Consider the following 15,811-nt stretch of genomic DNA (forward strand, 5'->3'; position numbering starts at 1 on the left):
CAAAAGTAGCTCCTTTCATTTTCTCATGTTCATAGACCTGTACCAAATATAACTATTTATAAATAGAAACTTCCTGTACACCCTTACTATTTTTCATGGCCCGGTACATACCGGCACTGTTCAAAACCATGGCTGCATTGCCTTTGGCGTCTACCCCTATCATGCCACCCTCTCCGTGTAAAGCCACCAGTTTGGTATTCACTACGGTATCCATGGCTTCCTGTAAACTCATGCCTTTGTATTCCATCAGGCAGCTCACATCATACGCAGCTACTGATCGGATAAACATTTCGCCATGTCCTGTACAGCTGATGGCGCAGGTAGCATTGTTGGCATAGGTTCCCGCACCGATCATCGGACTATCACCGATTCTCCCGTATTTTTTATTGGTCATACCACCGGTAGAAGTGGCGCCGGCCAGGTTTCCCTTGCTGTCGCAGGCAACGGCTCCTACGGTTCCGAATTTTTTATCACGCATCAGTTCTTCGAGCTGGTGATTGGTATGGTCGAGCGAGTAGGTATCTGAATCACGGATCGCCTTCCACTGATCATAACGGAACTGTGAGAAGAAATATTCATCCGGTTCCAGCTTCACCCCTTGTTTAATGGCAAAATCATTGGCTCCTTTTCCGCTCAGGAAAACATGGTTACTGTTCCGCATCACTTCGGTAGCCAGTTCTATCGGGTTACGCACGTTGCGTACACCAGCTACGGCACCGGCAGAGAGATCGCTGCCATCCATAATGGCCGCATCCATTTCCTGTACCCCTTTTTTGGTAAACACAGACCCGCGGCCGGCATTGAAAAGTACATTGTCTTCCAGTATTACCAACGCCGCTTTTACCGCATTTACAGCCGTACCACCTTGCTCCAGTACCGCATAACCCAGATCCAGCGCCTGCTGCAAGCCATCGCTGTAGGCCTGCTCCAGGGCAGGTGTCATATCCGTTTTCAGAATGGTTCCCGCACCTCCGTGTATCACTATGGTAAAATCTGACATATCTTTTTCCGCTTTGCTGAATCGAAATTAGATATTAAGTAAAGGGAGAAAATCGAATTATTGGAGAGGAACGTTAGAGAAGGTTCAAATGCAGAGGGGATTTGTTGCAGGATGTTTAGAACGTGAGTGGGAATCGTGAATCGTCAGTCGTGAGTAGTGAGTAGTGAGTAGGTAGTATCGTCTTTTCCACTCACGCCTCACGACTCACGTCTCACGTCTCACGACTCACGTCTCACGTCTCACGAATGACGACTCCTACCCCAACAACACTTCACACTCATGCAATAACTTCTCCTTATTGATCGGTGCCGTACCTACTTCTTCGCATACCAGGCCACCGGCTATATTGGCCATCTCGGCGGCAAGCAGCATATTGTGTGTGGCGGCATACACCAGTGAGGCTACGGCAATCACCGTATCCCCTGCCCCGCTTACATCAGAAATATTTCTGACATGGGTAGGAATCAGTTTCTGTTCATCCCCCTGCTGGTAAAAAACGCCTTTTTCTGAGAGGGTGATAAAGGATATCTCATGTTGCAGTTGCGCCTGCAAGCCTTGGTGCATATCAGAGAGCGTATGCATGTCGATGGTATCGATCAGCAGATTTAATCCTTCTTTTACTTCTTTCAGGTTGGGTTTGAAAATAGTTACCCCGTTGAAAGAAAGGAAATTCTTTTTCTTGGGATCCACACTGGTTACCACACCCGCTTCCTTACAAAGCGCTATCAGTTCTTTGATCACACGGGGAGTAAGTACGCCCTTATTATAATCTTCAAAAATCAGAATATCCGGTTTACCGGTTTTGAAATAGGTTTTTACCTGCTCAATCAGACGGTTTTCATTTTCCGTATCGATATCCGCAGTGATCTCGGCATCCAGTCGCATCATCTGCTGGTTACGACTCATGATCCGGGTTTTATTGGTCGTGATCCTGTTGTCAGAAGAAAGTACATACGAGGTATTGATGCAGCTTTCTCCCAGCAAACGCAACAGATGCTCACCGTCTTCATCTTTCCCGATCACCGAAAAAACAGTGGTCTGCGCACCCAGCGAAGCGGTATTCAGCGCCACATTAGCGGCACCACCCACCCGTAATTCCTTCTTCTTCAAAGCCACTACCGGCACCGGCGCTTCCGGCGAAATACGATCTACAGAACCCCACCAGTAAGTATCCAGCATCAGATCGCCAACAATGGCCACTTTCTTATCAGCAAATTCTCTAAATAATTGTTTGAAATTCATTACGCCTCTTTTTTTGAATTACTCACTGCGAGATAATACAAAGGGATACCGATCAAGGTAATGATCAGTCCCGGCCAGGTAAAACTGGGTTTATAGATAATCAGCATCACACAAAAAGCAATACCCATCAGCATATACAGAGCAGGCAGTACCGGATAACCAAATGCCTTATACGGACGTTCCGCATCGGGCATTTTTTTTCGCAGAATAAAAATGCCTGCAATGGTGAGCACATAAAAGATCACCACGATAAACGATACCATATCCAGCAGATCACCGTATTTGCCACTTAAACAGAGCAGCGAAGCCACAATACATTGTGCCCACAATGCCCATTCCGGAACAGCATTTTTGTTCAGTGTACCTGCTTTTTTAAAGAACAGTCCATCCTGCGCCATCGTATAATACACGCGTGCCCCGGCAAGGATCAGTCCGTTGTTACAACCAAAGGTGGAGATCATGATCATCAATGCAATTACATACGTACCCACATCGCCAAAGATCACGTTCGAAGCGGCTACAGCCACCCTGTCGGATTTGGCAAAAGCGATCTCGTGCAAAGGCAGTACACTCAGGTACATCAGGTTGGTCGATACATAAATGATCGTAACGATCAGGGTTCCCAGAAACAGGCTGAACCCGATATTCTTCTTAGGGTTTTTGATCTCTCCGGCAATAAAAGTCACATTGTTCCATGCATCACTACTGAAAATGGAACCGACCATCGACGCAGCAATAGCTCCTACAGCAGCCGCTCCCAGCAAGGGCGTGATAATGTTTGCATCAAATGCAAATGTGGTATCGGCACTGGCTGTCATCTTCTGCATGGTCCAGGCATTCTGCCAGTTAGCGTCCCATACATCGCCCTTGGCCATGATAAAACCGAATACAATTAATCCGAACAGGGATAAGAGTTTGGTTACCGTAAACGTGGTCTGTATCAGTTTCCCACCTTTGATACCGCGTGTATTGATGTAAGTCAGGAAAATGATCAATAGTATAGACACGATCTGAGCCGTATAGATCTTCAGCGATCCGATCGTCAGTAACACATTCGCATCGGTTAACTCCAGCGAAGGGAAAAAATAGCCGGCAAACTTACAGAAAGCCACACCCACGGCTGCAATAGTACCTGTCTGGATAACAGAGAAAAAACTCCATCCATACAAAAAACCTACCAACGGGTTGTAGGATTCTTTCAGGTATACATACTGCCCTCCCGCTTTCGGGAACATGGCACTCAACTCGCCATAACTCAGGGCCGCGGTCAGGGTCATAAAACCCGTGATCAGCCATACCATGATGAGCCAGCCGGCACTACCCACATTGCGGGTAATATCGGCGCTAACGATGAAGATACCCGAACCGATCATGCTTCCCGCAACGATCATGGTGGCATCAAACAGTCCCAGTGTTGGTTTGAAGGAGGTCGTATTAGTCATAAAAAATCCCGCCTTTTATAGCGGGATGAAGATAATAAATATGATCGAAGTTTTATTTCTTCTTCTTATACAGCGCATTCAGTCCCCTGATCACGTCAGAAGTGATATTATACGCAGTATCTTTCAGGTACATCAGGTCCGGAGAACTGGACAAAATATAGGAATACCCTTTGTCTTTGTTATACTCTTTCAGGTAGTCTTCTATCTTCTTCTTCACGTCCTGCATCTTACGGAACTGCTCGTCCTGCATCTCATCACTCATCATTTTCTCTTTGCCCTGGAAGGTTTTTTCCATCTGCATCAGCTCCTGCTGTTTGTTGGCCAGTTCTGCCTGTGATAAAGAAGAAGCCACTTTCTGCAGCTCCTGGTATTTGGCAGCAAAAGTACTTTTCATATCACCGAGTATCTTGGCATTCGCCTGGTCTTTTGCCTGCAACTCACCGCTTACCTCTTTGAAATATTCAAACTGTGTCTGAATAGAATCTGTTTCAAAATAAGCAATCTTAAAATTACCAGACGGCACCTCTTTGGTACCTGTAATGATCGCATGATTAGCTGAAGGAGAAGAAAAATGCAGGTAAAACAAAACACCCACTGCTACTACCAATACAATATTCAAACCAAGAGTAAAATTTTTCATGAAACGCTGATTATGAGGATTTAAGGTATGTATTATTTGATTGTCAAAAAGCCAGGTCAGTAAATTTAATGAAGATTGATATTAGTTATGTGTTAAAAAAAGCAGGAAGCTTTCACTTCCTGCTTCATATCAATCATATTTACATCTGAGTAATCCGGGATGATTATTCATCGTCATCAAAGCTCATAGCTTCCCGTGTGGTAGCCAGTACTTCGTACTCTTCCTTGCTACCTACGATCATGTTATCGAACTCTTTCTGACCAGATCCGGCTGGGATCAGGTGACCAGTGATCACGTTCTCTTTCAGACCCAGCATAGAATCTGTCTTACCCTGGATAGCTGCCTGGCTTAACACCTTGGTAGTTTCCTGGAAAGAAGCAGCTGAGATCCAGCTTTGTACACCCAGTGATGCTTTGGTAATACCCAACAGTACCGGTGTAGCAGTGGCTGGTTTGGCATCCCTTACTTCCACCAGTTTCTTATCACTTCTGCGCAGGATGGAATTTTCTTCCCTCAGTTCGCGCAGGGTAATGATCATACCTGGTTTCATCTTGGTACTTTCACCGGCTTCTGTTACCACTTTTTTGTCGTAGATCCGGTCGTTCTCTTCAATAAAGTCGAACCTGTCTTCCAGATCCTCCTCCAGGAATTTGGTATCACCCGCATCAACGATCTCTACTTTCTTCATCATCTGGCGAACGATCACTTCTACGTGTTTATCATTGATCCGTACACCCTGTAAACGATATACTTCCTGGATCTCATTCACCACGTATTCCTGTACCGCAAATGGCCCTTTGATAGTGAGGATATCCGCTGGTGCAATCTGTCCGTCAGACATCGGCGTTCCCGCTTTCACGAAGTCACCATCCTGTACCAGGATCTGCCTTGACAACGGCACCAGGTATTTCTTCACCATACCATCTCTCGATTCAACAATGATCTCTCTGTTACCACGCTTCACATTACCGAAAGCAACCACACCATCAATCTCACAAACAATCGCAGGGTTACCCGGATTACGTGCTTCAAACAATTCTGTTACACGTGGCAGACCTCCCGTAATATCACGGAGTTTACCGAGGATACGAGGGATCTTAACGAGTACCTGTCCGGCTCTTACTTCTTCGCCTTCTTCTACAACGATGTGTGAGCCAACCGGAAGGTTATATTGTTTGATATCTTTTCCTTCCACGATAATGGTAGGAAGTTTGGTCTTGTCTTTGGTTTCGATAACCACTTTCTCGCGGTGACCGGTTTGTTCGTCAGACTCATCGCGGTAAGTAACACCGTCGATCACATCCTGGAACTTGATCTTACCTACCAGTTCTGCCACGATAACGTTGTTGAACGGATCCCATGTACAGATCACATCCCCTTTCTTCACCTGCGAACCATCTTTGATATTCAAAGTAGCACCGTAAGGAACGTTATTGGTGATCAGTAAACGATCGTTCTTCACATCTGTAATCCTTACTTCACCGGTACGGCCGATAACTACTTTTACTTTGGCACCTTCATTGTTCACGGTATCTACGGTACGCAGACCATCGAATTGTAAAGTACCATCGAATTTGGCCTGTAAGGTAGATTCGATAGAAGCAGAACCCGCAACACCACCCACGTGGAAGGTACGCAGTGTCAGCTGGGTACCAGGCTCACCAATGGATTGGGCAGCAATGATACCAACCGCATCTCCTTTCTGTGCCAGGTAACCTGTTGCCAGGTTTTTACCATAACACTTCACACAAACACCACGCTTGCTTTCGCAGGTCAGTACAGAACGGATCTCTACGGTTTCAATACCTACTTCTTCAATTTTCTTGGCGATATCGGAAGAGATTTCTTCACCGGCAACAATGATCAGCTCATCGGTTAACGGATGATAGATATTGTGCAGAGAAGTACGTCCTTCAATTCTGTCAGCCAGTGGTTCAATAATGTCTTCGTTATCTTTTAACGCAGTCGTTGCATTTCCACGCAGTGTTCCGCAATCTTCTTCAGAGATAACCACATCCTGCGATACGTCCACCAAACGACGGGTCAGGTAACCTGCATCCGCTGTTTTCAGGGCTGTATCCGCCAGACCCTTACGGGCACCGTGGGTAGAGATAAAGTAATCCAATACGTTCAGTCCGCCTTTAAAGTTAGACAGGATCGGGTTTTCAATTACCTCACTGCCCGAGCTTCCGCTCTTACGGGGTTTCGCCATCAATCCACGAATACCTACCAGCTGTTTTACCTGTGTTTTACTACCACGGGCACCGGAATCCAGCATCATGAATACTGAGTTGAAACCTTGTTTGTCCACGGTCATTTCGTGAATCAGGCTTTCTGTGATCTTCATATCCACACGGCCCCAGATATCAATTACGGCATTGTAACGCTCGTTATTGGTGATCAGACCCATGTTATAACTTTCCCACACTTCATTTACTTCGTCCTTGGCTGAGTCCAGCAGTTGCTCCCTGATCTCAGGAACGATCAGGTCATTAACACTGAACGACAATCCACCACGGAAGGCCATACGGAATCCGAGTGTTTTGATATCATCCAGGAACTTCGCAGTTTTAGGAACATTGGTGATCTTGATGATATCACCAATGATCTCCCGCAGGCTCTTCTTGGTCAGCAGAGCATTTACATATCCTACTTCCACAGGTACGTGCTGGTTAAACAGTACACGACCTACGGTGGTATCGATCAGTTTTTTCACCAGCTGTCCGTTTACACGTACATTGGTTTTTACTTTGATGTTGGCATGCAGGTCAACGCGGCCTTCATTGTAGGCAATGATCACTTCATCCATATTGTAGAAAGCCATTCCCTGGCCTTTTACGATCTCGGTTTCAGTGGTCTTCTTGCCTTTGGTGATGTAGTACAGACCCAATACCATGTCCTGAGAAGGCAGCGTGATCGGCGTACCATTCTGCGGGTTCAGGATATTGTGCGAAGACAGCATCAGCAACTGGGCTTCCAGTACGGCTGCATTGCTCAAAGGCACGTGCACCGCCATCTGGTCACCATCAAAGTCGGCGTTGAAAGATGAGGTTACCAATGGGTGTAACTGGATCGCCTTACCTTCTACCAGTTTTGGCTGGAACGCCTGAATAGACAAACGGTGAAGTGTAGGGGCCCGGTTCAACAGGATCGGATGACCTTTCAGAATATTTTCAAGGATATCCCAGATCACAGCTTCTTTGCGGTCTACTAATTTCTTAGCAGACTTCACTGTTTTCACGATACCTCTTTCAATCAGTTTACGGATCACAAACGGCTTGAACAGTTCAGCCGCCATATCTTTTGGCAAACCACACTCATGGATCTTCAGCTCAGGTCCTACCACAATTACAGAACGACCGGAGTAATCCACACGTTTACCCAACAGATTCTGACGGAAACGTCCCTGTTTACCTTTCAGTACATCAGACAGTGATTTCAGCGCACGACCACCTTCTGCTTTCACCGCATTGGATTTACGGCTGTTATCGAACAGTGAATCGATCGCTTCCTGCAGCATACGTTTTTCGTTACGCAGGATCACTTCCGGTGCTTTGATCTCCAACAGTCTTTTCAGACGGTTGTTACGGATAATCACACGACGATATAAATCATTTAAATCAGAGCTCGCAAAACGACCACCATCCAATGGCACCAATGGACGCAGTTCCGGTGGAATAACCGGGATATACTGCATTACCATCCACTCAGGGCGGTTGGTGATACGGGTACTGGCATCACGGAAAGATTCAACCACGCTCAAACGCTTTAAGGCATCTGCTTTACGTTGCTGGGAAGTTTCAGTGGCAGCTGCATTACGCAGTGAAAAGCTCAGGCTGTCCAGGTCAATCCTTTCCAGCAAAGCATGCACCGCTTCTGCTCCCATCTTCGCAACAAATTTCTGCGGATCATCATCCGGCAGGTACTGGTTGTCTTTGGGCAAATTATCCAGGATGTCCAGGTACTCTTCTTCGGTCAGCAGATCACCCATGCTCAGGTTCTCTTTGATACCACCCTGGATCACCACATATCTTTCATAATATACGATGGTCTCTAATTTCTTAGAGCTCATTCCCAACAGGTAACCGATCTTGTTTGGTAAACTTTTGAAGTACCAGATATGCACCACAGGCACCACCAGTTTAATGTGGCCCATGCGCTCACGACGCACTTTCTTCTCGGTAACTTCCACACCGCAACGGTCACAAACAATACCCTTGTAACGGATACGCTTATACTTACCGCAGGCACACTCATAATCTTTTACCGGTCCGAAAATTCTTTCACAAAACAAACCATCACGCTCCGGCTTGTACGTACGGTAGTTGATGGTTTCAGGCTTTAAAACTTCGCCAAAACTTCTTTCCAGAATACTGTCAGGAGATGCTAAGCTGATCGTGATCTGGGAGAAAGTTGGTCTCGGTTTGTTATCTCTTTTGATTGCCATATCTCTGTTGAGGATTTGTATGTTTTTATTTTGTTGTCAGCTGCTGAATCTTACTTCACCAGCTGTTGCGTCGCACCCTTGTACTGCAGCAACGCTATTCGTCAATTGTGAATGGTGAATGGTCAATAGCAAATGTTTTCATTCACAATTGACCATTCACAATTGACTATTCAAATTTTAAATCAAGACCCAGCCCTCTCAGTTCATGTACCAATACATTGAACGATTCAGGAACACCCGGCCTTGGAATATTATCACCTTTCACGATAGCTTCATAAGTTTTCGCACGACCGATGATATCATCTGATTTCAGTGTCAGCAATTCCTGCAGGATGTTGGCAGCACCATAAGCTTCCAGTGCCCAAACCTCCATCTCACCAAAACGCTGTCCACCAAACTGCGCCTTACCACCCAACGGCTGCTGGGTAATCAAGCTGTATGGTCCGATAGAACGCGCGTGCATCTTATCGTCAACCATGTGGTGCAGTTTGATCATATAAATGATACCCACGGTTGCTTTCTGGTGGAAACGCTCCCCGGTTTCACCATCATACAGGTAAGTATGACCGTTCCTTGGAATGTTAGCCTCCACACAGTATTCTTCGATCTGTGTAGTAGAAGCTCCGTCGAAAATCGGTGTAGAGAATTTCAGACCCAAACGTTTACCGGTCCATCCCAGAATGGTTTCATAGATCTGTCCCAGGTTCATCCTCGACGGTACCCCTAACGGGTTCAGTACAATATCCACCGGTGATCCATCTTCCATAAATGGCATGTCTTCCGCACGTACGATCTTGGCCACGATACCTTTGTTACCGTGACGGCCCGCCATCTTATCTCCCACTTTCAGCTTACGCTTAACAGCGAGGTACACTTTCGCCAGTTTCAATACACCAGCAGGTAATTCATCCCCAATGGAAATATTGAACTTCTCTCTCTTATAACGGCCTAATTCTTCGTTGAACTTGATGCTGTAGTTGTGCAGCAATGTGTTGATCTGGTCATCGGTCTTCGCATCACCTGTCCAACCCAATGGATTTACATTCTGGTAATCGATGGTAGCCAGGTTCTTGTTATTGAACTTAGCACCCTTACCGATCAGCATCTCACCAAAGTTGTTGCTTACACCGGTAGACGCTTTGTCTTTCAACAATGTCTGCAGTTTTTCGAGCAACAGTTCTTTCAGAGATTCTGTATTCTGCTGGTGAACTTTTTCTACTTTTTCCAACAGCGCTTTTTCACGGATCTTACCATTCTTGTCTTTCTTGGCGCGCTGGAACAGTTTCTTGTCAATCACCACACCTTCAGTTCCGTTTGGTGCTTTCAGAGAAGCATCTTTGGCATCACCTGCTTTGTCGCCGAAGATGGCACGCAGCAGTTTCTCTTCCGGTGTAGGATCTGATTCACCTTTAGGCGTGATCTTACCGATCAGGATATCACCTTCTTTGATGGTAGCACCGATACGGATAATACCATGCTCATCCAGGTCTTTGGTAGCATCTTCAGAAACGTTCGGGATATCCGGGGTCAGTTCTTCTTCACCCAGTTTGGTATCACGTACTTCCAGTTCGTATTCTTCAATGTGTACAGAAGTAAACAGGTCTTCACGCACCACTTTCTCATTGATCACGATCGCATCCTCGAAGTTGTAACCCTTCCATGGCATGAATGCCACCTGCAGGTTACGGCCCAGTGCCAGCTCTCCGTCTTTGGTTGCGTATCCTTCAGTTAAGAAGTCACCTTTCTTCACTTTCTGTCCTTTCTTCACCGCAGGGCGAAGGTTGATACAGGTAGCCTGGTTGGTTTTGATGAACTTGGTCAGTTTGTAGATCTGCAGGTCATCATTAAAGCTTACCAGACGGTCCAGATCGTTACGGTCGTAACGTACATGGATCTCGGTGGCATCTACAAATTCAACCACACCATTACCTTCTGCGTGGATCTGGATACGTGCATCACGTGCCGCTTTTCCTTCCAGACCGGTACCTACGATAGGTGCTTCCGGACGTAACAAAGGAACCGCCTGACGCTGCATGTTCGATCCCATCAAGGCACGGTTGGCATCATCGTGCTCCAGGAACGGGATCAGCGAAGCACTCAAACCAACGATCTGGTTCGGCGCAACGTCCATATATTCAACTTCTTCTTTATCGAGGATCGGGAAGTCGCCCGTCTGACGGGAAACAACCTTGTCTTCTGTAAACTGTCCTTTGTCATTCAATGGAGAATTACTCTGGGCAATTTTAGCAGAATCTTCTTCTTCTGCACTCAGGAAAGTCAATTCCTTCATGTTCACTTTACCATCCACTACTTTACGGTAAGGGGTTTCAATAAAGCCCATATCGTTGATAGCAGCGTGTACGCAAAGGGTAGAGATCAGACCGATGTTTGGTCCTTCCGGTGTTTCAATGGTACACAAACGGCCATAGTGTGAATAGTGTACGTCACGTACCTCGAAACCGGCACGCTCACGACTCAGACCGCCTGGTCCCAGTGCGGAGATACGACGCTTGTGCGTGATCTCACTCAAAGGATTGGTTTGGTCTAAGAACTGTGATAACTGCGATGTTCCGAAGAAGGAGTTGATCACAGAAGAAAGGGTTCTGGCATTGATCAGGTCAACCGGAGTAAATACCTCGTTATCACGAACGTTCATACGCTCACGGATGGTACGGGCCATACGGGCCAGACCTACACCGAACTGGGCATATAATTGTTCGCCTACAGTACGTACACGACGGTTGCTCAGGTGATCAATATCATCGATCTCAGCTTTCGCGTTCGTTAAGCGAACGAGATACTTGATGATCTCAATGATATCCTGCTTGGTTAATACTTTTTTCTGCAAAGGATAATCGAGTCCCAGTTTACGGTTGATCTTGTAACGGCCAACTTCACCCAGGTCATAACGTTTATCGCTGAAGAATAATTTATCGATGATACCACGCGCAGTTTCATTATCCGGCGCATCAGCACCACGCAGTTGGCGGTAGATATGCTGAACCGCTTCCAGTTCACTGTTCGAAGTATCTTTATTTAATGTGTTATAGATGATAGCGTAATCTCCACCCACGTCTTCTTTCTGGATAAATACGCTCTTCACTTCCATCTCAATGATGGTAGCGATCGCTTCTTCGTCAAGAACAGTATCACGCTCCATTACAATCTCGTTACGCTCAATGCTCACTACCTCACCGGTATCTTCATCCACGAAATCTTCTACCCATGTTCTCAGAACACGTGCAGCCAGTTTCTTGCCTACCTGGTTGGCTAGTGATTTTTTGTCGGCTTTCACTTCATCAGCCATACCAAACAGTTCCAGGATATCCTTATCGGTTTCAAAACCAATAGAACGTAACAGCGTAGTTACCGGGAATTTCTTCTTACGGTCGATGTACGCATACATCACGTTGTTGATATCGGTCGCAAACTCCATCCAGGCACCTTTAAAAGGAATCACACGGGCAGAGTAGATCTTGGTTCCGTTGGGGTGAATGGACTGACCGAAGAATACACCCGGTGAACGGTGTAACTGCGATACCACCACACGCTCGGCTCCGTTAATGACGAAGGTACCGCGGGGTGTCATGTAAGGAATGTTTCCGAGGAATACATCCTGTACAATGGTCTGGAAGTCTACATGCTCCTCATCATTACAGCTCAAACGAAGTTTGGCTTTCAGGGGAACTGCATACGTTAATCCACGCTCCATACACTCTTCAATGGTGTAACGTGGCGGATCAATAAAATAATCCAGGAACTCCAGCATAAAAATGTTACGCGTGTCCGTAATAGGAAAGTTTTCCTTGAACACACGAAACAGCCCTTCCACATTACGTTTGTCAGGCGTGGTTTCTAACTGAAAAAATTCTCTGAATGATTCTAACTGAATGTCGAGTAGGTCAGGTGCATCGGCTAAATGTCTTGTTTTTCCGAAGTTGACCCTGTTGTTCAATGTAGTTGTAGACATATGTGTGAAAACCGGTTTTATACGAAAAAAAATCTGGGGAGAACAAAGATTCTCTTAGCGTACAATCGGCGCATTCACCATTCAAACGATAATGATAAAAATGTCCACCCGCTAAATAGCCCAAAATTAAGGATGGCAAAGGTAAGGAATGGGGAGAAACTTAAAAAACAAATTTTGGACCAATACCCCCTTTTGTGGAAAAGAAATCCACCGTTTTGGCAAGTTGTCAGTTTTTTCCTGAAAAAATAGCAACCAACAAATAATATTTATTAAAATATTATTTGTTAGTTGCTATAAAACAATAAGATATATTATATTCTACCAGATTTTAGCCCTGTTCTCGGGCTTGCGGTACATTCTGTTCTTCTCGGTTACTCCAAACGTGGTATAAAACGGATCAAAATTGGATAAAGGACCCAGCACCCGGAACTCATCGGGCGAATGCGGATCGGTGGTAATACCGGTACGTACATTTTCCGGCCGGTTCACAATACGCCAGGCCTGTGCAAATCCGAAGAAAAAGCGCTGGTCAGGTGTAAACCCATCGATTTTGGTTTGTCCCTTACCCTGCTCTGTTAATTTGAAAGCGTCCCAGGCAATGGCCAGGCCGCCAATATCGGCCAGGTTCTCTCCCAGGGTCAGTTCTCCGTTTACATGCAGGCTATCCAACACCACATACTGGTTATACTGATCCACTACCCCTTTGGCCTTCGATTTAAACAGATCACCGTCTTTGGCCGTCCACCAGTCTTTCAGGTTGCCCTGGGCATCATATTGCCTGCCCTGGTCGTCAAAACCATGCGTCATTTCATGACCGATCACCAGACCAATGGCGCCATAATTGATGGCATCGTCTGCTTTCATATCAAAGAAAGGAAACTGCAGAATGCCGGCAGGAAATACGATTTCATTAAAAGTCGGGTTATAATACGCGTTCACCGTAGGTGCTGTCATACCCCACTCCGTTTTGTCAACCGGTTTACCAATCTTCTCAATAGTCTCTTTATAATCATGGCGGGCAATGCTGCGCATGTTCTCATAAAACTGATCGCGGCTGATGGTCACATCTTCATAACTCTTCCACTTATCAGGATAACCGATCTTCTTCAGAAATGCAGCCAGTTTTTCCTGGGCGCGCTGTTTGGTGGTATCGCTCATCCAGTCAAGCCTGGCAATACGCGCTTTGAAAGCGGTTTGCAGGTTATTCACCAGTTCATCCATGCGTTGTTTGGCTTCTGCAGGGAAATATTTCTGTACGAACAACTGTCCCAGCAGATCTTTCAACCCGTTATCTGTCATCGTAACCATCCGCTTCCAGCGGTCGGGTTGGGCTTTGGCGCCGGAAAACAGTTTGCCAAAAGCAAAGCGCTCATCGCGGAAAGCTTTGCTAAGCAGGGAGGCATTGGCAGAGATATAATCAAACTTCACTTTCTGTTTCCACACATCAATAGGCTGAGAAACCAGCAGTGCACTTAGTGCCTTGTAATAGTTGGGTTGAGATACGTTTACACTATCGGTACTGATGCCCATTTTAGCCAACACATTGCTCCAGCCGATATTGGGAGAGATTTTCTCCAGTTGCGCCACAGACATTTTATTATAATTCTTCACCGGATCGCGCTGTTCCACAGGAGTTAAATGCGATTGGGCGATAGCCGTTTCAAGGGCCAGCACCGCTGCGGCTCCTTTTTGGGCAGTGGCGGCATCGGTACCGGTAAGGGTAAAATAGTTGGCCGCATGTTCTACCAGTTTGTTGCGCTGGTTAACGGTGATGGAATCTGTTTTGGTATAATAGTCTTTTTCAGGAAGGGAGGTTCCTGTCTGGTACAACACCAGGATATTTTTTACGCTGTTACGTTCATCGGCACCTACATAATACCCGATCAGGTCGCCATTGCCTTCTTTGGCATTTTCTGCCAGCAGGTTCATCAGCTCTTTGTAATCTTTTACCGCATCTATTTTGGCCAGCATGGGTTTCAGGGGTTCGTACCCTGCTTTTTCAATGGCTACCGTATCCATACCGCTGGCAAAAAAATCGCCCACTTTCTGCTCTGTACTACCTTTGGGGTGATCTTTTTTCGCAGCTACTTCCTCCAGTATGGTACGCATCTTACCCAGGTTATCCTGGTACAGGGTATAAAAACTGCCCCAGCCACTCTGGTCATCAGGAATCTTGGCCGCCTTGATCCATCCCCCGTTCGCATACAGGAAAAAATTATCGCCGGGATGCACTGTAGTATCCATGCCGGCAACATCAAAAAAAGCCTTATCGGAACCGGATTTGCTTTTACAGGAAACCAAAGCCAGCAAAATACCTGCCAGCAGAATGGGTAGCTTTTTCATAAAGAGGTTTTAGTGACTGTAAATATTAGGATTCGCCCCCACATTTCAAAACCGCCCGTCATTCGGGGCGTGAGTCGTCAGTCGTGAGTCGTGAGTATTGGGCCTACCTATTCACCATTCACTATTCACCACTGACGATTCACGCCTCACGATTCACGCCTCACGCAAAAAAAAGCCGGTGAGCAAACACTCACCGGCTATATTCTTTAGCGAAACAGTAATTATTTCACTTCAACTTCAGCACCAGCTTCTTTCAGCTTGGCTACTAAATCATCAGCTTCTGCTTTAGATACGCCTTCTTTTACGGCTTTAGGAGCACCATCAACCAGGTCTTTTGCTTCTTTCAGACCCAGGCCGGTTAATTCCTTAACGATCTTAACAACGCCCAGTTTGCTTGCACCACCGCTAACGAGGATTACATCGAAAGATGTTTTCTCTTCAGCAGCTGCAGCTCCACCGCCGTCGCCACTTGCTACTACTACTGCAGCAGCAGCTGGTTCGATACCGTAATCAGCTTTCAATACATCAGCTAATTCCTGAACTTCTTTTACTGTTAAGCCTACTAATGTTTCGGCTAATGCTTTAACGTCTGCCATGTGTTTAAATTTTTTCCGTCTTCATTTCACGTTCTGTGTGATCCGACGGAGGGTTTAAAAAAATTTGCCTTTATTTTCCCTCAGGCCTGGGATATTTTGAGTGAAAAGTTAATAGTGAAGAACACTTTTGA

At 46.1% G+C, this 15,811-nt stretch carries 8 protein-coding genes; all 8 read right to left on the reverse strand.

The window, feature by feature from the left end; genetic code table 11:
- Positions 1-52 precede the first annotated feature (52 nt).
- Positions 53-1,000 (reverse strand): isoaspartyl peptidase/L-asparaginase family protein, encoded by a 948-nt coding sequence (locus tag AC1RNB_RS10155; RefSeq protein WP_493082566.1) that lies wholly within the window; start codon positions 998-1,000, stop codon positions 53-55.
- A 255-nt stretch (positions 1,001-1,255) separates the two neighbouring features.
- Positions 1,256-2,242, reverse strand: coding sequence for a bifunctional heptose 7-phosphate kinase/heptose 1-phosphate adenyltransferase (locus tag AC1RNB_RS10160; protein ID WP_493082567.1), 987 nt, complete (start codon positions 2,240-2,242; stop codon positions 1,256-1,258).
- Positions 2,242-3,684, reverse strand: coding sequence for an APC family permease (locus AC1RNB_RS10165; RefSeq protein WP_493082568.1), 1,443 nt, complete (start codon positions 3,682-3,684; stop codon positions 2,242-2,244). The genes AC1RNB_RS10160 and AC1RNB_RS10165 overlap by 1 nt, the downstream gene beginning before the upstream one ends.
- A gap of 52 nt (positions 3,685-3,736) precedes the next feature.
- On the reverse strand, positions 3,737-4,324 hold the full coding sequence (locus tag AC1RNB_RS10170; protein WP_493082569.1) for an OmpH/Skp family outer membrane protein: 588 nt from the start codon (positions 4,322-4,324) through the stop codon (positions 3,737-3,739).
- 163 nt (positions 4,325-4,487) lie between these two features.
- Positions 4,488-8,771: a DNA-directed RNA polymerase subunit beta' gene (gene rpoC, locus AC1RNB_RS10175; RefSeq protein WP_493082570.1), complete on the reverse strand. Its 4,284-nt coding sequence runs from the start codon at positions 8,769-8,771 to the stop codon at positions 4,488-4,490.
- Between the two features lie 166 nt (positions 8,772-8,937).
- A complete protein-coding gene (rpoB, locus tag AC1RNB_RS10180) occupies positions 8,938-12,741 on the reverse strand; it encodes a DNA-directed RNA polymerase subunit beta (protein ID WP_493082571.1) in 3,804 nt (1,267 codons plus the stop codon).
- 318 nt (positions 12,742-13,059) lie between these two features.
- Positions 13,060-15,084, reverse strand: a complete 2,025-nt coding sequence (locus AC1RNB_RS10185; RefSeq protein ID WP_493082572.1) for a M13 family metallopeptidase — start codon at positions 15,082-15,084, stop codon at positions 13,060-13,062.
- Between the two features lie 221 nt (positions 15,085-15,305).
- Positions 15,306-15,680, reverse strand: a complete 375-nt coding sequence (rplL, locus tag AC1RNB_RS10190) for a 50S ribosomal protein L7/L12 (protein WP_493082573.1) — start codon at positions 15,678-15,680, stop codon at positions 15,306-15,308.
- Between the last annotated feature and the right edge of the window lie 131 nt (positions 15,681-15,811).

It is taken from the genome of Sediminibacterium sp. GW821-FHT12F12, from assembly GCF_058806635.1.